At 70.3% G+C, this 21,580-nt stretch carries 20 protein-coding genes; 10 read left to right on the plus strand and 10 right to left on the minus strand.

What is annotated here, in order from left to right:
- Positions 1-26 precede the first annotated feature (26 nt).
- The 3 genes from ACX80K_RS06780 to ACX80K_RS06790 all read right to left on the minus strand — a co-directional run bounded on the left by ACX80K_RS06780 (position 27) and on the right by ACX80K_RS06790 (position 1,636).
- Positions 27-503 (minus strand): HIT family protein, encoded by a 477-nt coding sequence (locus tag ACX80K_RS06780; protein WP_459271100.1) that lies wholly within the window; start codon positions 501-503, stop codon positions 27-29.
- The gene (locus ACX80K_RS06785) at positions 503-937 is read right to left on the minus strand and encodes a hypothetical protein (RefSeq protein WP_459271101.1); all 435 of its coding nucleotides are present in this window, start codon (positions 935-937) and stop codon (positions 503-505) included. The genes ACX80K_RS06780 and ACX80K_RS06785 overlap by 1 nt, the downstream gene beginning before the upstream one ends.
- Before the next feature lie 63 nt (positions 938-1,000).
- Positions 1,001-1,636 (minus strand): trimeric intracellular cation channel family protein, encoded by a 636-nt coding sequence (locus ACX80K_RS06790; RefSeq protein WP_459271102.1) that lies wholly within the window; start codon positions 1,634-1,636, stop codon positions 1,001-1,003.
- Between the two features lie 125 nt (positions 1,637-1,761).
- Between ACX80K_RS06790 and ACX80K_RS06795 the strand changes: the two genes are divergently transcribed.
- Positions 1,762-2,730, plus strand: coding sequence for an alpha/beta hydrolase (locus tag ACX80K_RS06795; protein WP_459271103.1), 969 nt, complete (start codon positions 1,762-1,764; stop codon positions 2,728-2,730).
- 57 nt (positions 2,731-2,787) lie between these two features.
- On the opposite strand, the gene ACX80K_RS06800 is transcribed toward ACX80K_RS06795, so the two are convergent.
- From ACX80K_RS06800 to ACX80K_RS06810, 3 genes are read right to left on the minus strand one after another with little or no spacing between them, the layout of a single operon-like run.
- A complete protein-coding gene (locus ACX80K_RS06800; RefSeq protein WP_459271104.1) occupies positions 2,788-3,243 on the minus strand; it encodes an ATP-binding protein in 456 nt (151 codons plus the stop codon).
- Positions 3,236-3,568 carry an STAS domain-containing protein gene (locus tag ACX80K_RS06805; protein WP_459271105.1) on the minus strand — a complete coding sequence of 111 codons (333 nt, stop codon included), beginning with the start codon at positions 3,566-3,568 and terminating at the stop codon, positions 3,236-3,238. Before ACX80K_RS06805 ends, ACX80K_RS06800 begins: the two co-directional genes overlap by 8 nt.
- A 60-nt stretch (positions 3,569-3,628) precedes the next feature.
- Entirely contained in the window at positions 3,629-4,729 is a 1,101-nt protein-coding gene (locus ACX80K_RS06810) for a SpoIIE family protein phosphatase (protein WP_459271106.1), read from the minus strand.
- 225 nt (positions 4,730-4,954) lie between these two features.
- Here ACX80K_RS06810 and ACX80K_RS06815 point away from each other — a divergent pair, with 225 nt between their 5' ends.
- Positions 4,955-6,634 carry a sensor histidine kinase gene (locus ACX80K_RS06815; RefSeq protein ID WP_459271107.1) on the plus strand — a complete coding sequence of 560 codons (1,680 nt, stop codon included), beginning with the start codon at positions 4,955-4,957 and terminating at the stop codon, positions 6,632-6,634.
- Positions 6,635-6,663: 29 nt separating this feature from the next.
- Here ACX80K_RS06815 and ACX80K_RS06820 read toward each other — a convergent pair whose 3' ends face one another.
- Together ACX80K_RS06820 and ACX80K_RS06825 are read right to left on the minus strand one after the other, a co-directional pair.
- Positions 6,664-7,908: an ATP-binding protein gene (locus ACX80K_RS06820; RefSeq protein ID WP_459271108.1), complete on the minus strand. Its 1,245-nt coding sequence runs from the start codon at positions 7,906-7,908 to the stop codon at positions 6,664-6,666.
- 134 nt (positions 7,909-8,042) lie between these two features.
- A complete protein-coding gene (locus ACX80K_RS06825) occupies positions 8,043-9,542 on the minus strand; it encodes a PucR family transcriptional regulator (protein ID WP_459271109.1) in 1,500 nt (499 codons plus the stop codon).
- A gap of 167 nt (positions 9,543-9,709) precedes the next feature.
- Between ACX80K_RS06825 and ACX80K_RS06830 the strand changes: the two genes are divergently transcribed.
- Positions 9,710-11,146, plus strand: coding sequence for an aminobutyraldehyde dehydrogenase (locus ACX80K_RS06830; RefSeq protein WP_459271110.1), 1,437 nt, complete (start codon positions 9,710-9,712; stop codon positions 11,144-11,146).
- 25 nt (positions 11,147-11,171) lie between these two features.
- Positions 11,172-12,557 (plus strand): 4-aminobutyrate--2-oxoglutarate transaminase, encoded by a 1,386-nt coding sequence (gabT, locus tag ACX80K_RS06835; protein ID WP_459271111.1) that lies wholly within the window; start codon positions 11,172-11,174, stop codon positions 12,555-12,557.
- An 81-nt stretch (positions 12,558-12,638) separates the two neighbouring features.
- Here gabT and ACX80K_RS06840 read toward each other — a convergent pair whose 3' ends face one another.
- A complete protein-coding gene (locus ACX80K_RS06840; protein ID WP_459271112.1) occupies positions 12,639-13,241 on the minus strand; it encodes a GNAT family N-acetyltransferase in 603 nt (200 codons plus the stop codon).
- A gap of 232 nt (positions 13,242-13,473) precedes the next feature.
- The gene (locus ACX80K_RS06845; protein ID WP_459271113.1) at positions 13,474-14,142 is read right to left on the minus strand and encodes a TetR/AcrR family transcriptional regulator; all 669 of its coding nucleotides are present in this window, start codon (positions 14,140-14,142) and stop codon (positions 13,474-13,476) included.
- 135 nt (positions 14,143-14,277) lie between these two features.
- On the opposite strand from ACX80K_RS06845, the gene ACX80K_RS06850 reads away from it, so the two are divergent.
- From ACX80K_RS06850 to ACX80K_RS06875, 6 genes are all read left to right on the plus strand, one after another.
- Positions 14,278-15,687: a flavin monoamine oxidase family protein gene (locus tag ACX80K_RS06850; protein WP_459271114.1), complete on the plus strand. Its 1,410-nt coding sequence runs from the start codon at positions 14,278-14,280 to the stop codon at positions 15,685-15,687.
- Positions 15,687-16,580 carry a universal stress protein gene (locus ACX80K_RS06855; protein WP_459271115.1) on the plus strand — a complete coding sequence of 298 codons (894 nt, stop codon included), beginning with the start codon at positions 15,687-15,689 and terminating at the stop codon, positions 16,578-16,580. The genes ACX80K_RS06850 and ACX80K_RS06855 overlap by 1 nt, the downstream gene beginning before the upstream one ends.
- Entirely contained in the window at positions 16,577-18,097 is a 1,521-nt protein-coding gene (locus ACX80K_RS06860) for an APC family permease (RefSeq protein WP_459271116.1), read from the plus strand. Before ACX80K_RS06855 ends, ACX80K_RS06860 begins: the two co-directional genes overlap by 4 nt.
- Positions 18,098-18,176: 79 nt before the next feature.
- A complete protein-coding gene (locus ACX80K_RS06865) occupies positions 18,177-18,713 on the plus strand; it encodes a MarR family winged helix-turn-helix transcriptional regulator (RefSeq protein WP_459271117.1) in 537 nt (178 codons plus the stop codon).
- 52 nt (positions 18,714-18,765) lie between these two features.
- Positions 18,766-20,328, plus strand: coding sequence for an APC family permease (locus tag ACX80K_RS06870; RefSeq protein WP_459271118.1), 1,563 nt, complete (start codon positions 18,766-18,768; stop codon positions 20,326-20,328).
- Positions 20,328-21,548, plus strand: coding sequence for a saccharopine dehydrogenase family protein (locus tag ACX80K_RS06875; protein ID WP_459271119.1), 1,221 nt, complete (start codon positions 20,328-20,330; stop codon positions 21,546-21,548). The genes ACX80K_RS06870 and ACX80K_RS06875 overlap by 1 nt, the downstream gene beginning before the upstream one ends.
- Positions 21,549-21,580 lie beyond the last annotated feature (32 nt).

Here is a 21,580-nt window from a genome sequence, read left to right on the forward strand (position 1 = left end):
CGACGGCTCCAGGTCGGGACGGGCGGCTACCGCGCCGGGAGGAACGCCCTGAGCTCGTCGGCCTTCCGTGCCCTGACCGCCGGGTCCACGACAGGTCGCTTCGGCGTGAAGTAGAACCCGTCGTCGTGCCAGCGGGGCAGGACGTGCTGGTGGTAGTGCCAGACGTGCTGGCTGCCGGCGGGCTCGTTGTGCTGCCGCGTCGAGACGCCGTCAGGGGTCCAGGCGAGCTTGATCGCGACGGCGATGTCGCGGGTGAGGGTCATGATGCGCGCAGCGACGTCGTCGGGCAGTTCGTACAGCAGTTCGACGTGCTCGCGCGGGGTGATCAGGACGTGGCCGGGGTGCGGCTCGAACCCGTGCGAGGCGATGAACGCCAGCACCAGGTCGTCGGAGTAGACGACGTCCCCCGGGCGGCAGAGGTTCCTCGGGTTGTCGAAGTCCCCGCGCGCCAGATCGCAGAACGGGCACCGGTAGCCCTCGGGTGCGTGGTGGACGAACTCCATCAGTTGTCCTCGTCCTCGTCGTCCTCCTCGAAGACCCACTCGAAGAGGTCGAGCACGTACTCGCTGAAGGTCCCCTCCTCGCTCTGCCACTCGCCGCGGGCGTTGTTGCGCCGCCACACGATCGGGTCGGGGACGTCGAGCTGGTCGGCCCTCATGCCCCAGGTGAACTGCTCGTCCTCGTCCTCGAGGAAGAGCAGGTAGCCGTCCTCGATCTCGAGCTCGTCCGGATCCCAGAAGAAGTGGAACGCCTCCATGATGTCCTCGGTGGCGCCCACCGCACGGTAGAACTCGCGCAGTGCCAGCGGCAGGCCGAAGTCCTTGCCCTCGAGCATGTCGGCGAGTTCGTCCTCGGACAGGCCGTCCTCCTCGACCCACTCGTCCTCGAAGTAGGAGGGCACCAGGGCGCGGAATTTGTCGGCGAACAGCTCAGTCACAAGTACTCCAGGAGAAGTGGTGGGGGATGCTCCCATCCTAGCCCGCCGCGTCCTCCACGCAGGCTACTTCCGGGTGTCCGCTGTCCTCGCCGCGAGCGGGGCGTGCCAGCCGTACCGCCACGCGAGGACGCGCAGGGAGAACACGAGCGACGCCGCGACGGTACCCGTGACGAGCGTGAAGGACTCCGTCAGGTACAGCACGGTGACGATGGTGGCGCCCAGCATCGCGGGGAGCGCGTAGATGTCCCGCGGGTCGAAGAGCTGCGGGATCTCGTTGGCGACGACGTCGCGCAGCAGCCCGCCGCCGACGGCCGTGGTCACGCCCAGCAGGATGGCGGACACCGGGTGCAGGCCCACGTCGAGCGCCTTCACGGTGCCGGTGATGCAGAACAGGGCGAGCCCGGCGGCGTCGAAGAGGACCAGCACCCGCTTGACCCGCTCCACACCGGAGAAGACGAAGAACACCACCACCGTGGCGAGCAGCGGGGGCAGCAGGTACACCGGTTCGGTGAAGGCCGCCGGAGGGACGTCGATGATGAGGTCCCTCGCCACGCCTCCTCCGAGCGACGCGAGGGAGGCGAGGAGGAGGGACCCGACGAGGTCGAACCCCTTGCGTGCCGCCAGGAGCGACCCGGAGACGGCGAAGAAGAACACGCCGAGGAGGTCGGCGGCGAGGGCGATGTGTGAGGCTGTATCCATGTCTTCCTTCGGCGGACCGGCGCTGCAGCGGACGGGTGCCCGCCCGCGGTGCGGCGGGCGGCACCGGGCCCTGACCAGCATGACAGAGGCAGTGAGGACGGCGCGCCCGGCGCTAGGCTGGCCCCATGACGAGCGGACACGCAGCAGGCACGGGAATCGTGGAACCGAGTGCGCAGGACGGCTCCCGGGCGATGCGCCTGGCGTCCCGGCTGATCGGCCTCCTGCCGACGAAGAGGAATCTCAGCGGGACGGACTGGGTGGACGCGAAGTACCCGGACCGCACGTATCCGTCGGTGGCTGCCATCCCGTGGACGTTCAAGCAGACGCACACCATCCAGGAGAAGCGGATCGACGGCGTCCGCACCGTCACGGTGCGTCCCCTGCTCGGGGCGACGCGCTCGCACATCATCTACACGCACGGCGGTATCTACATCAACGAGCTCGGCCGGCCGCACTGGTGGATCATCGCCGAGCTGACGAAGCGCACGGGCGCGGCCGTCACCGTGCCCCTCTACCGCCTGGCGCCCGAGAGCACCTACCGGGAGGCGTTCCCCTACCTGGTCTCGGTCTACCGGGACGTCCTGAGGACGGCCGAGCCGGAGGACGTCACAATGATGGGCGACTCCGCAGGCGGAGCACTCGCCCTTGCGCAGCCCTGGGCCTTCCGTGATGCCGGGCTGCCGGCACCGGGCCGCGTCATCGCCTTCTCACCGTGGCTCGACGTCACGGCCACCAACCCCGAGATCCCGAAGTACGACGCCGTGGACCCCATGCTCTCCGTGCCCGGCGGAGTGCAGGCGGGCCTGTGGTGGTCGGGCGGCGACGACCCGAGGACGCCCCTGGTCAGTCCTGCCTGTGCTCCCGAGGACATGCTGGCGACCGTGCCGGTCACACGCATCTACCAGGGCACACGGGACGTGTGCATGGCGGACGCGGTGCTCTTCCGGGATCGGGCGGTCGCGGCGGGCGCGGACGTCACCCTGAAGGTGTACCCCGGCGGGTTCCACGTGTTCCCCGCGTTCCCCCGCCTGCCGGAGTCCCGGGAGGTCTACGCGGACATCGCAGCGTTCCTCGGGCGTCCCGCCCTGCCCTAGCCCGGCCCCGCGGCCCGGTATGCCCGACGACGCTCCGGCCACGCCGCTGGGTTCCGGTCAGGCGCCGGAGTCCCGGGACAGGACCCAGATATTGGTGTCGCCCTCGCGTTCCACCGTCACCGTGGTGACGAGCGCGCGGATCATGAAGAGGCCCCGACCGGATTCGTCCTCGCGGGGCAGCGTGCCGTCCTCGGGGAACACCTCGGCGGGCGGCGGGTCCAGGTCGGGCACGGGGTCCATCGGTTCGGCGCCGATCTCGCTGATGACGGCACGCAACCGCCCGGGGGAGACGGTGAGCTCGACGCCGAGGAGCAGGGTGGCCCCCTCGGCAGGGACACCGTGCTGCACCACGTTGCTCGCGGCCTCGATCACGGCCGTGGCGAACGCCATCTGGTCGAGCTCCGGCACGAAGGCGGCGTCGTTCCAGAGCTGGTCGAGGATGCCGTGGAGGTCCTCGATGGCCTGCTCCGTGGCCGGCTCCTCGAGGGTGCGACGCGCCAGGACGTCACTCACCGGCGAAGGCTTCCTCGGGCGTGCGGTGCGGAGTCAGGACGCGGTGCATGCTGGTGAGCTCCAGCACCATGGTGACCTGCGGCTGGGCGGCGGCGATGCGGAGGTCCCCGCCGGACTGCCGTGCCAACTTGAGGCAGCCGATGAGGGCCCCGAGGCCGGACGAGTCCATGAAGCTGGTGCCCGCGAGATTCACCACGATCCGCTTCCCGCCCGCACTCACGACGTCACTGACGACTTCCCTCAGCCTGGGCGCAGCGACCATGTTGAGGCGACCCGTGGCTGACACCTCCGTGTAGCGTCCCTTGTCCTCCGTGCTGAATTCCATGTGCATCTCCTCTTCGGATGGCTCTCCGTGGTAGCGGATCGGTGGCGCCGGGCCACGGGGTCAGATCGGGAAGCGCCTGAGCAGGACGACCGTCACGTCGTCGGCGACCTCGGGCACGTCGGCAAGGGCCAGCAGCGCGGCACAGGCGACGTCGGCACTGCCCGTGGCGGTCACCACCCCCGCCACGGCCTCCGTGAACTGCGCGACCGTCTCGTAGATGTCCATCAGGCCGTCGCTCACGATGGCCAGGGAGTCGCCCGGCTGGAGGATCACCGTGCCCGCGGACCAGGTCTGGTCGGGCCATGCCCCGACCGGCGGTCCGGCCGACGGGAGCCTCGTGACGCCGCCGTCCGCGGCGACGTGCAACGCGAGTCCGTGCCCGGCGTCGACATAGCTCACGGTGCCCGTCGCTGCGTCGAGGCGTCCGTGGAACAGCGTGACGAAGGAGTCGTTCTGGTCGAGGTCGGCCTCGGTGGCGCGCGCCGCGGTGGCGAAGGCCGTCTCGATGCTCGGCTGTGCCGCGACGGATCGCATGGTCGCCCGGACCGTCGCCGCGATGAGCGCGGCGCCCATGCCCTTGCCCATCGCATCGGCCACGGTCAGGTGCAGCCCGTCCCGTGTTCCGTACCAGTCGTAGAAGTCCCCGCCCACGCTCCGGGACGGCCGGAAGCGGCCTGCGAGCTCGTAGTCCTGGAGGGTGAGCTGGTCGCGGGGCAGGAGGTTCTGCTGCACCTCGGCGGCGCGCAGCCGGTCATCGGCATTGACGACGTCCGCCTCCGCCTGGCGGCTCTGGCGGCGGAAGAGGGACTTGATGCGCGCCACGAGCTCGCGCGGGCTGAACGGCTTGCTGATGTAGTCGTCCGCACCGGTCTCGAGGCCGGTCAGGCGCTCGATCTCGTCGGTGCGCGCCGTGATCATGAGGATGTAGGCGTCGGAGAAGGTGCGCACCTCGCGGCACACCTCGACGCCGTCGCCGTCGGGGAGGTTGAGGTCCAGGGTGATGAGGTCCGCGCCGGCGCGGGCCCTCTCCAGGCCCTCGCGCGCCGTGGCGGCCTCGGAGACCTCGAAGCCCTCCCGCTTCAGGACTTGGACGAGCAGGCCCCGGATGTCGACGTCGTCCTCGACAACCAGCGCGCGGCGAACCTGGGGAGCGACAGTCATGGTGCTCATTAAACGCTACGCGGGACGATCTTCAGGACGCGCGACGCAGCACGCCCGTAATCACCGATCCATTGCGTCGAACTTGATGCGATCTTGAGGCTCGCACCACTGTTCCGCACCCGAAAGCGAAGGACTGCCGCGCTATCCTGTGGCTGGCGGGCCACGGCGCGCCGCCCGTCAAGCAGCGGCGGAAGAACTCGACGACGGACAGGGAAACGGCCGCAGATGGACAAGGTGCTCTCCTACCTGACGCTCGACAGGGGGCAGTTCCACGAGCTGACCCTGCGGGCGCGCGTCATCCTCAGCCAGCTCCCCCTGTCCCTCACGGTGCTGCTGATCCTCGTGGGCGGCGTCCTGTTCCACCGCGACCTCTTCGGGAGCCAGTCCTTCCTCGTCGGAGTAGGACTGCAGGCGTTGCTGCTGCTGGTGTGCGTGGTCGTGCCCTGGGACCGCCTCCCGCACGCGAGCTTCCTGGTCATCCCGCTGCTCGACTTCATCCCCATCGGACTCATGCGCTACGGCGCGGGAACCGTCATCACCGGTGTCGGGCTCCTCGCCGTGTTCCCCGTGATCTGGCTGGCTGCCTCGGGGCTCTTCCCGCGGGCCGCGCTCGCGGCGGGGTTCCTCGGATCTCTCGGCGTCGTCTGGGCGCCCGTCTTCGTGACCGACGCCGAGGTCTCCTCCCAGTCGCTCACGCAGTCCTTCCTGCTCCCGTTCATCATGCTCGCGATCGGCGTGACCATCCGGGTCATGACCGCGAGCATGATGGCCCAGCAGGCGGTGGTCGAGGAGAAGGACCGCGCTCTCGAGGTGCTCCTCGAGGAGAGTGCACGCCGCGAACGGCTGCTGGACACCGTGGTCAACAGCGTCGACGTCGGCCTGGTCGCTCTCGACGACGCCGGGCGGCCGGTCCTGACCAACCGCAAGCTCGAGAAGCTCCGTACGCTCACCGGCGGTGCCGGCGACACCGCCGAGGAGGACCTGCGCATCTACCAGCAGGACGGCGAGACGGTGATGCCCGCGACCCGGCGCCCCACGCGGCGCGCCGCCGAGGGGCAGGTCTTCTCCGATTACCTGCTGTGGTGGGGTGAGCGGCCCGGCCAGCGGGTGCTCTCGACCTCGTCGCGCGTGATGACCAACCAGGCCGGCACGCGTGAGGGATCCGTCGTGACGTTCAACGACGTCACCGAGCTCGTCGCCGCCCTCAATGCGAAGGACGAGTTCGTGGCGACGGTGTCCCATGAGCTGCGGACTCCCCTTACCGCGATCCGCGGCTACCTCGAACTGCTGACGAGCATCCCCGACCTCGAGCCGGAGGTCGCCTCCGGTCTCGAGGTGGTGTCGCGCAACTCGGAGCGCCTCCACAAGCTCGTGGTGGACCTGCTGTCCGCGGCGGAGGGTCCGCCCGAGATCACGCCGGCCCCCACCGACTTCTCCGGCCTCGTCAGCCGGCGGATCGCAACGGCCGAGGAGGGCAACAGCAACCCGCTGGTGCGCTTCGAGGACCTCACCGACCCCGGCCTGGTGGCACTCTGTGATGCGTCCCGCATCACCCAGGTGCTCGACAACCTGCTCTCGAACGCCGTCAAGTACTCGCCGGACGGCGGCCGGGTGATCGTCCGTGCCGCCGAGGTGGACGGCGAGGTGGAGTGCAGCGTGACCGACGAGGGCAGCGGCATGTCGCCCGAGGAGTTGAAGGGCGTGTTCTCGAAGTTCTTCCGCACCTCGGGGGCCCGCAACGCCGCCATCCCGGGCGTGGGCCTCGGGCTCGCGATCGCCCAGGGCATCGTGCAGCGGCACGGCGGCACCATCACCTGCCGCAGCGTCGAGGGCGAAGGGTCGGTGTTCACGTTCCGGTTGCCGCTCGCGCACATCGACCAGGGCCGGCCCCTGCAGGCCCAGTAGGCCGGGCTCCGGAGGGCCGGAGCGGGCGCTCAGGCCGTCGGCCCCAGGTCCACAGTCACCGTGGTCCCGCCGCCCGGCGTCCCCGTCACGCTGATCGACCCGTCATGGGCGGAGGCGATCCGGGCGCACGTCGCGAGGCCGATCCCGTTGCCCGCCGGATCCCCGTCGCGATGCAGGCGGACGAGGGGTTCGAGCACCCGCTGCCGGTCGGCCGGATCGATGCCCTTGCCGTGGTCGATGACGCGCAGCACCTGCGTCTCGCCGACGCTCCCGACGACCTCGATGCGGGGAGGGCTGCCGGGCGTCGAGTACTTGATGGCATTGCAGACGAGGTTCTGCAGGAGGGCGGTGACCTGTGCCCGGTCCACGCACAGCTGCACGTCCTGGACCGTGATGACGGCGTGGGCGGCGCTGCTGAGCGGGAGGATGTCCTGCAGCACGGCGTTCATCATCGTGTCGAGACGGACGGCACGGCGGGTGATCGACCCGCCGATCCGCGAGAACTCGAGGACGTCCTCCACCGTGGCCAGCATGCGGCTGGCGCTGCCCCGGATGATGCTGAAGTAGCGTGCTGCGGGCCCGGAGGATTCGACGTCGTCGTCCTGCTCGCTGAGCTCGGCATACCCGAGGATCGCGGTGAGGGGGTTCTTCAGGTCGTGGCTGACGCGGGCCGCGAACCCGGCGAGATCCTCGTTGCTGCGCCGTACCACCTCGAGTGCCTCGATCAGCTGCCGCGTCTTGAACTGCAGCTCGAGGACCTCCACCACCTGCCGGGCGAGGATCTCGAGGGCCTCCTGCTGGTCGGCGTCGAAGTCGAGCACCTCGGGGGAGAAGACGCAGAGGGACCCGAGGGCGTGGCCCCCCTGCGTGACGAGCGGCACCGACGCGTAGGACCGGACATGGGCGATGCCGCCGTTGACGAAGGGGTTGTCGGCGAAGCGCGGGTCACGCGACGCGTCCGCGAGCGCCGTGATCGAGCCGGAGGTGAAGACCTTCGAGCACATGGAGTCGTCCCGCGAGCACACCGCCGGATCCACCCCGGCAGCGGCGATCTGGTGCTGCTGGTCCGCCGTGATGATGTTGATGACACCCGCGTGCATCCCGCTCACGCGCACGGCGAGCTTGACCAGGTTGAGGAGCTCCGGGGGCGTCTCGTAGTCGAGCCTGTCCACCGGCATGCCGCCGGCCTCGCCGTAGGGCAGCCGGTAGTCCTGGAGGACCGCCTGACGGGCGAGCTCCTGCAGTTCCAACCCGTCGACATGGAGCAGTGACATGGAGACCCCCGAAGGACGATGAGACCGGTGCGTGAGGATCCAACTATCGCATGCACCGGACCGCGGGCGTGATGACTGCTCCTCGCACCTGTTCCCCGCGTGGGATGGGTGGCAGGCCGCCCCGCCCGACGGCGTCAACCGAGGGCACGGATCCGCAGGGCGAGGTAGAGGTGCACGCGGTCGGCGGTCACGGCGGGATCGTAGCCCGTGAGCGTGACGACCTGCTGCATCCGGTACCGGACGGTGTTCCGGTGGAGCCCGAGCGCGGCGGCGACGGCGGCCACCGATCCGTCGAGGTCGAGGTAACGCTGCAGGGTCGCGAGTAGCCCCGCGCCGTGCGCCTGGTCGAAGGTCTCGAGCGGGCTCAGTGTCTCGGCGGCGAGATCGGCGAGGGGCACGTCGGCGCTGGTCATGAGGAGCGACGTGAGGCTCAGGCGGTCCGCGATGTTGAGTGCCTGGCCGCGCTGCAGGGCCTCGCGGGCCTCGAAGTAGCTCCAGCGCAGCCCGTTGGGCTGGGCGTACGTGCCGCCGACGCCGATCCGTGCCGTCAGGCCGGCGCCGTGCAGGTAGCGGCCGAGGTCGGCCGGATCGGGGGTGGCAGGGGTGGGGAGGACCAGGACGAGGCGTTCGTCGACGAGGCCCGCCGGCACGCCGTCCCAGCCGTCGGGCAGGGGCAGGGTGCGGAGCGCCCGCCGCTGGCCCGAGGCGACGTCGACGATCAGCACGCCGTGCCGCAGCGCGGTGTCGATGCCGGCACCCGCGAGCCTCGCCGCGGCTTCCGCTCCCGCGAGCGTGCCGCGCACCACGTCCTCGAGCAGCTGGCCCACCGCGTTCCGCGTGCCCGTCCGGTTCCGGGCCTGGTTGGTGAGCTCGACCGAGATGAGGTTCTGCGCGTACTCCACGACCGCGGTGCGGGAGTACGGCTCCGCGACGGCGAGCGTGCAGCGGTCCTTCAGGCCCGTGGCGATCGGGAGGCGGTGCCAGGTCACCGGGGCCGCGGGGTCGGCCGCGGCGGGGGTGCCGGCGGCATCCGGCGTGGCCGATCCCCCGGGGAGGCCCGCGACACTCGGAGGGCGCCGTCGCCGGCCAGGACCGGAGGCGCCCGCGATGCGCGCTCCGTACTGGAACAGGGCGACGTCCGTGCGGAGCATGCGGGCGAGCTCGCCGAGCAGGGCACCGAGGCCGCCGGACCCGAGCAGGGCCGAGGCCAGGACCGCGTGCCCCTCCAGGAGTTCCTCCAGGCCCGCGAACCGGTCGGCGGACAGGGCATCGGCCACCTTCTTCCCGATCGCGATGAAGGGGACCTCATAGGGCACGCGGAAGGCGGGGAGCCCGACGTCGTCGGCCTCCGCGAGCACGGCAGCAGGGATCCGCTGGTGGGTGAGGCCCACCCCGAATCCGATGGCGAGCGCTCCCGCCTCGTGCGCGCGCCGGACGAACGCCCGCTGGGCGGCCCCGGTCTTGAGTCGCACGCCCGTGGTCAGGACCACCTCCGCACCGTTGAGGAACGGGCGTGGATCCTCCAGTTCGGTCACCGCGACCCATTCGATGGGATGCGGCGGAGCCTCGGCACGGCCCTCAGCGACGAGCCCGAGCGCCGCGTCGGAGAGGAGATCGGGAAGGGTGATGGCCATGCCGCCATTCTAGATGTCCACTGTGCTCCTGCACCGCCTCATGGAGCGAGCGCTGTGCAGGTATCCGTGGCAGCAGTTCCGCCCCGCCCGGTACCGTTCTCTCGATACCCGCGGCCCGGATGCGTCCGGGCTCCGCGCGGACACGACCTCTCGAAAGGCACTGCACCGTGGCTGAGACCCTTCAGAACTACATCGACGGGGCGTTCGTGACGCCCGCCGGCGCTCGCAATCAGCTCCTGGACATCGTCAACCCGACCAACGGTGAGGTGGTCGCGCAGTCGCCCGTGTCCTCACCCGCGGACGTCGACGACGCCATGCGGGCGGCCGCACGCGCCTTCACCACGTGGAAGCGGACCACGCCGAGCCAGCGCCAGCTCATGCTGCTCAGGCTCGCGGACGCCGTCGAGGGCGCGAGCGACGAGCTCGTCGAGGCACAGCACCGCAACACGGGCCAGGTCCGCGAGATGATCGCCGCCGAGGAGGTGGCCGTGGGCGCCGACCAGCTGCGGTTCTTCGCCGGGGCGGCACGCATCCTCGAGGGCAAGTCCGCGGGCGAGTACCTCGAGGGCCACACCTCGTACGTGCGCAGGGAGCCCATCGGCGTCGTCGCCCAGGTGGCGCCGTGGAACTACCCCTTCCTCATGGCGATCTGGAAGATCGGGCCCGCACTCGCCGCCGGCAATACCGTGGTCCTGAAGCCCAGCGACACCACGCCCGAATCGACCCTCGTGCTGGCGCGGCTCACGCAGGGCATCCTGCCCGACGGCGTCCTGAACGTGGTGCTGGGCACCGGCGAGACCGGGGCCGCCATGATCGAGCACCCCGTCCCGGGCCTCGTGTCCATCACGGGTTCCGTCCGCGCGGGCATCGCCGTCGCCACGAGCGCGGCGAAGGGCCTCAAGCGAGCCCACCTCGAGCTCGGCGGCAAGGCGCCGGCCGTCGTCTTCGCGGACGCCGACCTCAGGCGGAGCGCCGCCGCGATCGCCGAGTTCGCCTTCTTCAACGCCGGCCAGGACTGCACGGCCATCACGCGCGTGCTCGTGCAGGAGGGGGCGCACGACGAGTTCGTCGCGGCGATGGTCGAGCACACCGCCACGCTGAAGACCGGCAGTGCCGACGACTCCGAGAACTACTTCGGCCCGCTCAACAACATCAACCACTTCAACGCGGTCAACGCCGTCATCGATGCGCTCCCCGCACACTGCAGCATCGCGACCGGCGGCAGGCGGGCGGGCGACAAGGGCTACTTCTTCGAGCCGACGATCATCACGGGCGCCCACCAGGACGACCCGGTGGTGCAGCAGGAGACGTTCGGGCCGATCGTCACGGTGCAGACCTTCACCACGGAGGAGGAAGCCGTGGAGCTCGCCAACGGCGTGGACTACGCCCTCGCCTCCAGCGTCTGGACCACGGATCACGGGACGGCCATGCGGGTCTCGCGCGATCTCGACTTCGGCGCGGTCTGGATCAACACGCACATCATGCTCACGGCCGAGATGCCTCACGGCGGCTTCAAGAACTCCGGCTACGGCAAGGACCTCTCCATGTACGGCGTGGAGGATTACACCAGGATCAAGCACGTCATGAGCGTGCTGGACGCGTAGCCGTCCCCCGAGACAAGGAACCCAGATGACCACCTTCGCAACAACCCCCGGCACTGCCGCGCCGCGTTTCAGGCTCGAGCAGAAGCGCCGCATCACCGGGGACTTCCCCGGCCCCCGGTCCACCGAGCTGGCCGCGCGCCGCGCCGCCGTCGTCGCCAAGGGTGTCGCCTCCGGCGTGCCGGTCTACGTGGCGGACGCCGACGGCGGCATCATCCACGACGTCGACGGCAACTCCTTCATCGACCTCGGCGCCGGCATCGCCGTGACGAGCGTCGGTGCGTCCGACCCGGCGGTCGTGGGCGCCGTCAAGGAGCAGGTGGAGCACTTCACGCACACGTGCTTCATGGTCACGCCCTACGAGGGCTACATCGCCGTCGCCGAGCAGCTCGCGGAGCTCACCCCGGGCGACTTCGAGAAGCGGACCGTCCTGTTCAACTCGGGCGCGGAAGCGGTGGAGAACGCCGTGAAGGTCGCCCGCCTCGCGACCGGCCGGGACGCCGTCGTCGCCTTCGACCACGCCTACCATGGCCGGACCAACCTGACGATGGCGCTCACGGCCAAGTCCATGCCCTACAAGACGAACTTCGGTCCGTTCGCACCGGAGATCTACCGCGTGCCCATGAGCTACCCCTTCCGTGAGGAGAACCCGGCCATCACGGGTCCCGAGGCGGCGCAGCGTGCGATCACCATGATCGAGAAGCAGCTCGGTGCCGAGTCGGTCGCCGCGATCATCATCGAACCCGTGCAGGGCGAGGGCGGCTTCATCGTGCCCGCCGAGGGGTTCCTCCCGGCGCTCTCCGCATGGGCCACCGCCAACGGCGTCGTGTTCATCGCCGACGAGGTGCAGTCCGGCTTCTGCCGCACGGGGGAGTGGTTCGCCGTGAACCACGAGGGTGTCGTCCCGGACATCATCACCATGGCCAAGGGCATCGCCGGTGGCATGCCGCTCTCGGCCATCACGGGCCGGGCGGACCTGCTCGACGCCGTCCATGCCGGCGGACTCGGCGGTACGTACGGCGGCAACCCGGTGGCCTGCGCAGCGGCCCTCGCCGCGATCGGGACCATGAAGGAGCAGGACCTCGCCGGACGGGCCCGCCACATCGAGGAGCAGGTCACGGAGCGCTTCGCGGCCCTCCAGGCCGACCTGGGGGAGCGCGGCATCATCGGCGAGCTCCGCGGGCGGGGCGCCATGCTGGCGATCGAGTTCGTGGAGCCGGGCAGCAAGGCACCGAACGCCGCCAGCACGAAGGCCATCGCCGCCCAGTGCCTGCGCGAGGGCGTCATCATCCTGACGTGCGGCACCTACGGCAACGTGATCCGCCTGCTGCCGCCGCTCGTCATCACCGACGAGCTGCTGGCCGACGGTCTCGACGTGCTCGAGCGCGCGATCCGCGCCGTCGACGCCGGCTGACCCGGACGACCAGCACGACCAGCACGAGGAAGGCCCCGCAGCGCTGCTGCGGGGCCTTCGTCGTGCTGGGGTGTACGGGGGTCAGCCGACCGGGATGAGGGCCCGGAACTGCGGGTTCTCGGCCAGGAAGGCCTGGGCGTGCCGGCAGTAGGGGATAGGGGCGAGGCGACGCTTGTGGGCGCTCAGCAGGGCCTCGCGGATGAGAACGGGCTCCAGGCCCGAGCGGCCGTAGGTGGGCCCGACGACGGTCTCGAGCAGGCGGATCCGGCCGGCCCGCATGTCGTACTTCACATAGCCGACCATGACGCCGTCGTGGAACAGCTCGAAGCGCGAGCTGACGGTGTTGTCGCGGAACTTCTCGCGGAGCCTGGCGCTCTCCGTCTGCTCGGCGGCGCGCGCGTCGCGGCCCTCGAGGGCATCGGCCACGGCCTCGTAGTCCTCCCGTACGCCGAACGGCGGGAAGTCGACGTCGAGGATGCGGTAGAGCTGGTTGCACAGGATGCGGAGTTCACGCGTGCTGACGGCGGAGAGGTCCGTCGGGACCTCCGGCGTCTCAGGGGCCGCGGGTCCCGGGACGCCGGCAGAGTCGGCGAAATCCCTGTCCTGCAGGTCGGACGAATTGCTCCAGCTGGCACGCTCGGCGTGCTGGGGAACGGTGCCGGGGGAAAGGGGTGCAACAGTCATGGTGACCTCGAAAATGGATGATTCGATGGGGCCACTGCTTGACCGCTCTCCGAAGGTAGCAGATCGCTCGCGGCCCGTAAAGCTAGACCATCTAGCAATCAGCAGGCTCATGGCCCTGTCGGGTCACGAACCACCGCGCGGCGACGCCGTGGTCGGAGCCTCGCTGCCCGGACCTGCTCCACCCCACGTCGGACGACCTCCGATCCCGGTGCCGGCTCGCGGTCGCCGCGGATCAGGACGGGGCTGCCAACTGCTGGCGGAGCCCCGCGATCATGCCGTCCAGGCCTGTCCGGAAGGCCGCATCGGCCGCGCTCTCGGTGCCGGCGGCGGCTGCGGCGCTTCGCACGGCGGCGGTGAAGACGGGGAACGTGTCGGCCAGGGCTCCCGAGTCGAAGATGTCACCGGGGGCGGTGACGTCGAGCGCCGAGCCGTAGATGAAGGATTCCAGCGCGACGATCGCCGGCACGATGCGGTCCTCGGGCCAGCCCGCCCGCTGGAACCCCCGCGCGACCTCCTCGTACATGCGGAGGGTCTCGGGAGCGTCGGTGACGGGCATCACCGCGATGACCGGGACGAGCGGGGCGTGCCGGGCGAAGACCTCGCGGTAGGACCAGGCCCACCGCCGGACCGCCTCGTCCCAGGGCCGGTCGGCGAAGGCGTCGAACTCGACCATGGTCATGACGTGGTCCTGCACCCAGCCGAGCACCTCCTGCTTCGACTCCGCATGGTTGTAGAGCGCGGACGGGGCCACCCGGAGCCGTCGCGCCACGGCCGACATCGTGAGCCCCTCGTAGCCCTCGCTCTCGATGAGGTCGAGTGCCGCGCCGGTGATGCTGTCCCTGGACAGGAGGCTGCGGGGAGGACGCCCGGCACGCCGCGGAGCCGGCGTTGCTGCGGTCATGGAACCTGCCTCCTGTTGCGGTGCCCTCAACTCTACGGTCGCTCCCTTCCCTCAGGGGTCGCCCGTGGCTATAGTAGGGCAAAATAATGAATGACATTCATTTTGTGGCCCGCATCATGCGGCCGGGAGGATCCCATGGACATCATCGAGCGCGACGTCGTCATCATCGGAGCAGGCCCCTCGGGCCTGACCGCAGCACGCGAGCTGACGAGGGCCGGCCATACGGTCGCCGTCGTCGAGGCCCGGGACCGCGTGGGCGGGCGCACCCACACGGACGTGGTCGACGGCGCCGTCCTCGAAGTGGGGGGCCAGTGGGTGTCTCCCGACCAGACCGCGCTGATCGGGCTGCTCGACGAACTCGGCATCGACACGTTCCCGCGGTACCGGGAAGGCGACTCCGTCTACATCGGTCCCGACGACCGGCCGATCCGGTACTCCGGGGAGATGTTCCCCGTCAGCGACTACACGCGCGAGGAGATGACGCGGCTCATCGACATCCTCGACCGGCTCGTGGCGGAGGCGGGCCCCGAGGCGCCGTGGAACCACCCGGACGCCCGCGCCCTGGACACCATCTCCTTCCACCACTGGCTGCGGCGGCAGTCCGACGACGAGGAGGCCTGCGACAACATCGGGCTCTTCATCGCCGGCGGGATGCTGACCAAGCCCGCCCACTCCTTCTCCGCCCTGCAGGCGATCCTCATGGCCGCGACCGCTGGCTCCTTCTCCCACCTCGTGGACGAGGACTTCATCCTGGACCGGCGCGTGGTCGGCGGCATGCAGTCCGTCTCCGAACGCATGGCCGCCGAGCTGGGGGAGGACGTGATCCTCTCCAGCCCGGTGCGGACGCTCCGCTGGAGCGGCATGGACGGGCAGGACGGCGCCGAGGGCGTCACGGTCGTCTCGGACACGACGACGGTGAACGCGCGGTACGCGGTCGTCGCCGTCCCGCCGAACCTCTACTCGCGGATCAGCTACGAGCCCCCGCTGCCGCGCCGCCAGCACCAGATGCACCAGCACCAGTCGCTCGGGCTCGTGATCAAGGTGCACGCCGTGTACACCACGCCGTTCTGGCGCGAGGAGGGGCTCTCCGGGACCGGCTTCAGCGCAGGGTCGATCGTCCAGGAGGTCTACGACAACACCAACTACGAGGACCCGCGCGGCACCCTGGTGGGGTTCGTCTCCGACGAGAAGGCGGACGCGATGTTCGAGCTCCCGCCGCACGAGCGCCGCGAGCGCATCCTCGGCTCGATCGCGGGCTTCCTCGGCCCGCAGGCCCTCGACCCCGAGGTGTACTACGAATCGGACTGGGCGTCGGAGGAGTGGACCCGCGGCGCCTATGCCTCCAGCTACGACCTCGGCGGCCTGCACCGGTACGGCCGCGACCAGCGCACGCCGGTCGGACCCATCTACTGGTCGTGCTCGGACATCGCGGCCGAGGGCTACCAGCACGTGGACGGTGCCATCCGGATGGGGCAGCGCACCGCCGCGGCCGTCCACCTCGCGCTGGCCTCCGGGCTGCAGTCCACCGGCACCGGGAGGGCCTGATGCGCTACATCGTCGGCTACACCGCTGACGAGCGCGGGCACGACGCCGTCTGCCTCGCCGTCGCCCTCGCCCGGCGCCAGGACGCGGACCTCGACCTCGTCCTCGTGACGCCCGAGCACTCCCTCTACGCGGGCACCTACCCGCCGGACAAGGGCTTCGACAGCCTGCTCTCCGAACAGATGCGGGAGTGGATGGACGAGGGGCTCGCCCTCGTGCCCGACGACGTCCGGGCACGAGGCGTCGTGATCCGGGCCGAATCGAACGCGGAGGGCCTCATCCGGGCGGCCGAGGACACCGAGGCGTCCCTGATCGTCATCGGGGCCAGCTCGCGTGGCCTCGCCGGCCGGTTCAGCGTGGGCAACGTGGCCCGCAGCCTGCTCCACGCCTCACCCGTCCCCGTGGCGCTCGCGCCGAGGGCCTACCGCCGCACCGACCCCGTCACGCGCCTCACCTGCGCGGTGGGCCGGCGCGCCGGGGCCGACGCCGTCATCTCCGTGGCCGTGTCCTCCGCCCACCGCCGCGGCCTGCCGCTGCGCCTCGTCTCCCTCATCGCGCTCGACGCCGGCCAGCCGGACCCGGGCGGAGCGGAGGACGACGCGAACCGGCGGCTCGCCGAGGCGGCGTCGTCGCTGGCCGCGGGCGGGCGCGTGAGCGTCGAGACGGCGCGGGGTGCGTCCATCGAGGAAGCCATCGAGTCCATGGCCTGGGACGAGGGGGAGGTGCTGCTGGTCGGTTCCAGCCGCCTCGCGCAGCACGCACGGATCTTCCTCGGATCCACGGCCGCCAAGATCCTGCGTACGCTGACCATCCCCATGGTCGTCGTCCCGCGTACGTACGCAACGCCCGATACCACTTCCGGACCGGGCGCCTTACCCACGGAGGCGGACGCATGAGTATCGACGAGACAACGCAAAGGGGATCAGGACTCAGCAGCAAGGGCCTCGATTCGGGGACCGTCGGCCTGCTGGGCGCCGTCGTCATCGGGGTGTCCTGCGTGGCCCCCGCCTACACCCTGACGGCGGCCCTCGGTCCCACTGTCGCAGAGGTGGGGGTGAACCTGCCGGCCATCTTCCTGATCGGCTTCATCCCCATGCTGCTCGTGGCCCTCGGCTACCGCGAACTGAACAGCGCGATGCCGGACTCCGGGACGTCCTTCACCTGGGCCACGCGGGCGTTCGGCCCGTGGATCGGCTGGATGGGCGGCTGGGGTCTCATCGCCGCGACCGTGATCGTGCTGTCCAACCTCGCCGCCGTCGCGGTCGACTTCTTCTACCTCCTGATCTCGCAGGTGCTCGGCGATCCCGCGATCGCCGAGCTGACGCTCGACCTGCCGGTGAACATCGCGACGACGCTCGTGTTCATCGCCCTCGCGTGCTACATCTCCTACCGGGGCATGCAGGCCACCAAGACCGTGCAGTACGTGCTCGTCACCTTCCAGCTCGTGGTCCTCGCCTGGTTCGCCATCGCGGCCTTCATCCATGTCGGCAACGGCACCGCCTTCGACGCCACCAGCATCAGTGCCGACTGGTTCAACCCCTTCGCGGTCGGCTCGTTCTCCGCCTTCGCCGCCGGTGTCTCGCTCTCGATCTTCATCTACTGGGGATGGGACGTGACGCTCACGATGAACGAGGAGACCACCGACCCGGAGAAGACCCCGGGCCGCGCGGGAGCGCTGACCGTCGTGGTGATCGTGGTCATCTACCTCACGGTGGCGCTCGCTACCCTCGCCTACGCCGGGGTGGGCGACGGCGAACTCGGCGCAGGCAACCCGGACAACCAGGAGAGCATCTTCGCGACTCTCGCCGGCCCCGTCATGGGTCCCTTCGCCATCCTGATGTCGATGGCGGTGCTGAGTTCCTCTGCCGCGTCCCTGCAGTCGACGTTCGTCTCGCCCGCCCGCACGCTGCTCGCCATGGGCCACTACAAGGCACTGCCGAAGGGCTACGGACGCATCAGCCCGCAGCACAAGTCACCGAGCTACGCGACGGTGGCCGCGGCCGTCGCCGCCGCAGGGTTCTACGTCTTCACGCGCCTGGTGTCGGAGAACGCCCTGTGGGACACCATCACGGCGCTCGGCCTGATGATCTGCTTCTACTACGGCATCACCGCGCTGGCGTGCGTCTGGTACTTCAGGGCCCAGGCCTTCGCGAGCGCGCGGAACGTCTTCTTCAAGTTCCTGGCGCCGCTGCTCGGCGGCGTGATCCTGCTGGTCATGTTCTTCAAGACGGCCGTCGACTCGATGGACCCCGAGTACGGGTCCGGGTCGGAGCTCTTCGGGATCGGCATGGTGTTCATCCTCGGGATCGGCGTGATCCTGCTCGGTGCGGTGCTCATGCTCGTGTGGTCGCGCATCAACCCGGCGTTCTTCCGCCAGGAGGTCCTGACCCGAGGCGCAGCGCCGCGCGACTAGCGGTCCGCGCCGGGTGTCATGAAGAGAAATGCGGCGCAGGACCGGCCCTGGTGCGCCTCGACCCGCCTAGCATTCGAGCATGGAGGGACCCGCCAGGCAGGCGACCGGCACCACGCGACGAGCCGCACTCGACGACGTCGAGCAGGAAGCTGCCCTGATCTGCCGCAGCGAGCAACGGGTGTGCCGTGCGGTCGCCCGCACGATCGACCCGGCGATGGAACCCGCCGCCTACAGCGTCCTCGCGGCCGCCCGGATGCTGGGCCCCTGCCGGGTGACCGACCTCGCCGTGACGCTGGGTATGGGCACCCCCTGGGTGAGCGGCCACGTGGCGGCGCTGCAGCGGCTCGGCCTCGTGGAGCGTGGAGCGGCGGGTGGCGACGAACGTTCGCGCCCCGTGGTCCTCACGGCGGAGGGGGCCCGCCGTATCGACGACGCCCGGCAGCGCAGGAGGCGCTCCTTCCGGAGGCGACTCGAGGCATGGGACGCGGCCGACGTCGTCGAACTCGTGGGCCTGCTCTCCCGGTTCAACGCGGCGTACCTCACGGCGCAGCTGCCGGACGCGCCTGTTCCCGGCGGTGGGGCCGAGGGGCTACCGGGAGGACGGGCCGGTCAGTAGAGTGACGCCAGACCTCCTGCGGTGGCGGTGGTCCTTCCAGAATCGGGGCAGCATGAGCCAGTTCCCTCTCGACAGCCGGCCCCCGGGGGAGCCGACGGACCGCTCCGGCAAGGGCCTCGCGACGGGTGCCTTGGGGCTGTGGGAGTCGACGGTGATCGGACTGGCCTCGACCGCGCCGGTGTACTCCCTCGTGGCGACCCTCGGCTTCGTCGTCCTCGCCGTCGGGGCCCAGGCCCCCATCGCCTTCATCCTCGCGTTCATCCCCATGGTGTTCATCGCCTTCGCCTACCGGGAGCTCAACGAGGCGGTACCCGACTGCGGGACCTCCTTCACGTGGGCGACCAAGGCCTTCGGGCCCTGGGCGGGATGGATGGCCGGATGGGGTGTCGCCGTCGCGGGCATCATCGTGCTAGCGAACCTCGCGCAGGTCGGCGGCACGTATCTCTGGCTGCTCGTCGGCGACGGTTCCCTCGCCGAGGATCCGCTGCTGGTCACGGTCACCGGTGTCGTCTTCATCGCGCTCATGACGGTGGTCAGCTACCGCGGCGTGGAGATCGGCGCGAAGCTGCAGAACGTCCTCCTGGGCGTGCAGTACGCCGCGCTGGTGCTCTTCGTGGTCCTCGCCCTCACGGGTGTGGCAGGCGGGACCGTCGCGACCGCCACGCCGCCGTCCTGGGACTGGTTCAACCCGTTCGCGTTCGAGAGCGTCGAGGGATTCACCGAGGCGATCCTCCTGGCCCTGTTCGTGTACTGGGGCTGGGACGCGTGCCTCGCCCTGAACGAGGAGACCAGGGACGCCCGGCGCATCCCCGGCCGTGCGGCGCTGCTGTCGACCGTCCTGCTCCTGGTGACCTACGTGGGTGTGACCGTCGCGGCCATGATGTACGCGGGCGTCGGGGAGGAGGGCATCGGGCTGGGCAACGAGGCGAACTCGGAGGACGTCTTCCTCGCCCTCAAGGACGCCGTCCTCGGGCCCTGGTCGTGGCTGCTCGTCGTGGCCGTCCTGGTCTCGGCCGTCTCCTCCACGCAGACCACCATCCTGCCCACGGCACGCGGCACGCTGTCCATGGCCGTGTACGGGGCCCTGCCCGCACGCTTCGGCGTGGTGCACCCCCGCTTCAGGACACCCTCGTTCTCCACACTCGTCATGGGCATCGCGGCGATCGCCTACTACGTGGTCATGACGATCATCAGCGAGAACATCCTCGCCGACTCGATCCTCTCCCTCGCCCTGGCCATCGCCTTCTACTACGCGATCACCGGCTATGCGTGCGTCTGGTACTTCCGACGCGAGCTGTTCACGTCGCGCCACAACGTCGTCTTCCGCTTCCTCCTGCCCCTGATCGGCGCCGTGCTGCTCACCGCGGCCTTCGTCCGGTCGGCGATCGACATGGCCGACGTCGAGTACGGCTACAGCGTGCTGTTCGGCGTCGGCGGCACCTTCGTCACAGGCATCGGCTCGCTGGCCCTCGGCCTCGTCCTCGCGGTCGCCTGGCGGAGCAGGCCCGGATCCCGGCCCTTCTTCCTGGGGCGGAGCCTGAACGAGGACACGCCGGTGCTGGTACCCGACGCACCCGACGTCCACCGGCGCTCGATCGACGGCGGGCTCTCCTGATGCGGATCCTGATCATCGGCGCCGGCGGCGTGGGCTCCGCTGCGGCCCGCATCGCCGTACGCCGCACCTTCTTCGAGCAACTGGTGGTCGCCGACTACGACGTCGCACGTCCGCAGGCGCTGGTCGCCGAACTCCGGGATCCCCGCCTCGTGGCGGCGTCGGTGGACGCGTCCTCGGCCGAGGCGGTGGCCGGCCTGATCCGGGAGCACGGGGCCACCCACGTCCTCAACGCGGTGGACCCGCGGTTCGTGATGCCCATCTTCGACGGATGCCTCGCCGCCGGCGCCACCTACCTCGACATGGCGATGAGCCTTTCCGTGAAGCATCCGGACCAGCCGTACGAGAAGACGGGGGTTCTGCTCGGACAGGAGCAGTTCGACGCCGCAGCGCAGTGGGAAGCGGCAGGCAGGCTCGCGCTGGTGGGGATCGGCGTGGAGCCCGGGCTCTCGGACGTGTTCGCGCGGTACGCGGAGGACGAGCTGTTCTCGTCGATCGACGAACTCGGCGTCCGCGACGGTGCGAACCTCACGGTCGAGGGCTACGACTTCGCACCCTCGTTCTCGATCTGGACGACCATCGAGGAGTGCCTGAATCCGCCCGTGATCTTCGAGCGGGACCGCGGGTGGTTCACCACCGAGCCGTTCAGCGAGCCCGAGGTCTTCCACTTCCCCGAAGGCATCGGAGCCGTCGAGTGCGTGAACGTGGAGCACGAGGAGGTCGTCCTCATGCCCCGGTGGACGAAGGCGCGCAGGGTGACGTTCAAGTACGGGCTGGGGGAGGAGTTCATCGGGGTCCTGCGCACCCTGCACAAGCTGGGGCTCGACTCGACCGAGCCGCTCGAGGTCAAGGGCGTCAGCGTCTCACCCCGCGACGTCGTCGCGGCGGCCCTGCCCGACCCCGCCACGCTCGGCGACCGGATGCGCGGGAAGACCTGCGCGGGCCTGCTCGTCACGGGGCTCGGGAAGGACGGCGCGCCCCGGACCGTGTACCTCTACCACGTCGTCGACAACGAGTGGACGATGGCCGAGTACAACTCCCAGGCCGTGGTGTGGCAGACCGCCGTCAATCCCGTGATCGCCCTGGAGCTGCTCGCCGCGGGACGGTGGACGGGGCGCGGGGTGCTCGGACCGGAGGCCTTCGACGCGCGGCCCTTCCTCGACCTCCTGGCAGCCGACGCCCCCGCCGGCTACGGTTCGCCCTGGGGCCTGGAGGAGCGCTGAAGGCTCCGTGGACGGCACCTCCTGACTCGTCG

This window comes from Arthrobacter sorbitolis (assembly GCF_054510995.1).

Excerpts from the sequence above, each read along its gene's own strand:
- ACX80K_RS06780 (WP_459271100.1), bottom strand. The coding sequence starts at position 503 with ATGGAGTTCGTCCACCACGCACCCGAGGGCTACCGGTGCCCGTTCTGC.
- ACX80K_RS06790 (WP_459271102.1), bottom strand. The coding sequence starts at position 1,636 with ATGGATACAGCCTCACACATCGCCCTCGCCGCCGACCTCCTCGGCGTG.
- ACX80K_RS06795 (WP_459271103.1), top strand. The coding sequence starts at position 1,762 with ATGACGAGCGGACACGCAGCAGGCACGGGAATCGTGGAACCGAGTGCG.
- ACX80K_RS06805 (WP_459271105.1), bottom strand. The coding sequence starts at position 3,568 with ATGGAATTCAGCACGGAGGACAAGGGACGCTACACGGAGGTGTCAGCC.
- ACX80K_RS06810 (WP_459271106.1), bottom strand. The coding sequence starts at position 4,729 with ATGACTGTCGCTCCCCAGGTTCGCCGCGCGCTGGTTGTCGAGGACGAC.
- ACX80K_RS06815 (WP_459271107.1), top strand. The coding sequence starts at position 4,955 with ATGGACAAGGTGCTCTCCTACCTGACGCTCGACAGGGGGCAGTTCCAC.
- ACX80K_RS06820 (WP_459271108.1), bottom strand. The coding sequence starts at position 7,908 with ATGTCACTGCTCCATGTCGACGGGTTGGAACTGCAGGAGCTCGCCCGT.
- ACX80K_RS06825 (WP_459271109.1), bottom strand. The coding sequence starts at position 9,542 with ATGGCCATCACCCTTCCCGATCTCCTCTCCGACGCGGCGCTCGGGCTC.
- gabT (WP_459271111.1), top strand. The coding sequence starts at position 11,172 with ATGACCACCTTCGCAACAACCCCCGGCACTGCCGCGCCGCGTTTCAGG.
- ACX80K_RS06840 (WP_459271112.1), bottom strand. The coding sequence starts at position 13,241 with ATGACTGTTGCACCCCTTTCCCCCGGCACCGTTCCCCAGCACGCCGAG.
- ACX80K_RS06845 (WP_459271113.1), bottom strand. The coding sequence starts at position 14,142 with ATGACCGCAGCAACGCCGGCTCCGCGGCGTGCCGGGCGTCCTCCCCGC.
- ACX80K_RS06850 (WP_459271114.1), top strand. The coding sequence starts at position 14,278 with ATGGACATCATCGAGCGCGACGTCGTCATCATCGGAGCAGGCCCCTCG.
- ACX80K_RS06855 (WP_459271115.1), top strand. The coding sequence starts at position 15,687 with ATGCGCTACATCGTCGGCTACACCGCTGACGAGCGCGGGCACGACGCC.
- ACX80K_RS06860 (WP_459271116.1), top strand. The coding sequence starts at position 16,577 with ATGAGTATCGACGAGACAACGCAAAGGGGATCAGGACTCAGCAGCAAG.
- ACX80K_RS06865 (WP_459271117.1), top strand. The coding sequence starts at position 18,177 with ATGGAGGGACCCGCCAGGCAGGCGACCGGCACCACGCGACGAGCCGCA.
- ACX80K_RS06870 (WP_459271118.1), top strand. The coding sequence starts at position 18,766 with ATGAGCCAGTTCCCTCTCGACAGCCGGCCCCCGGGGGAGCCGACGGAC.
- ACX80K_RS06875 (WP_459271119.1), top strand. The coding sequence starts at position 20,328 with ATGCGGATCCTGATCATCGGCGCCGGCGGCGTGGGCTCCGCTGCGGCC.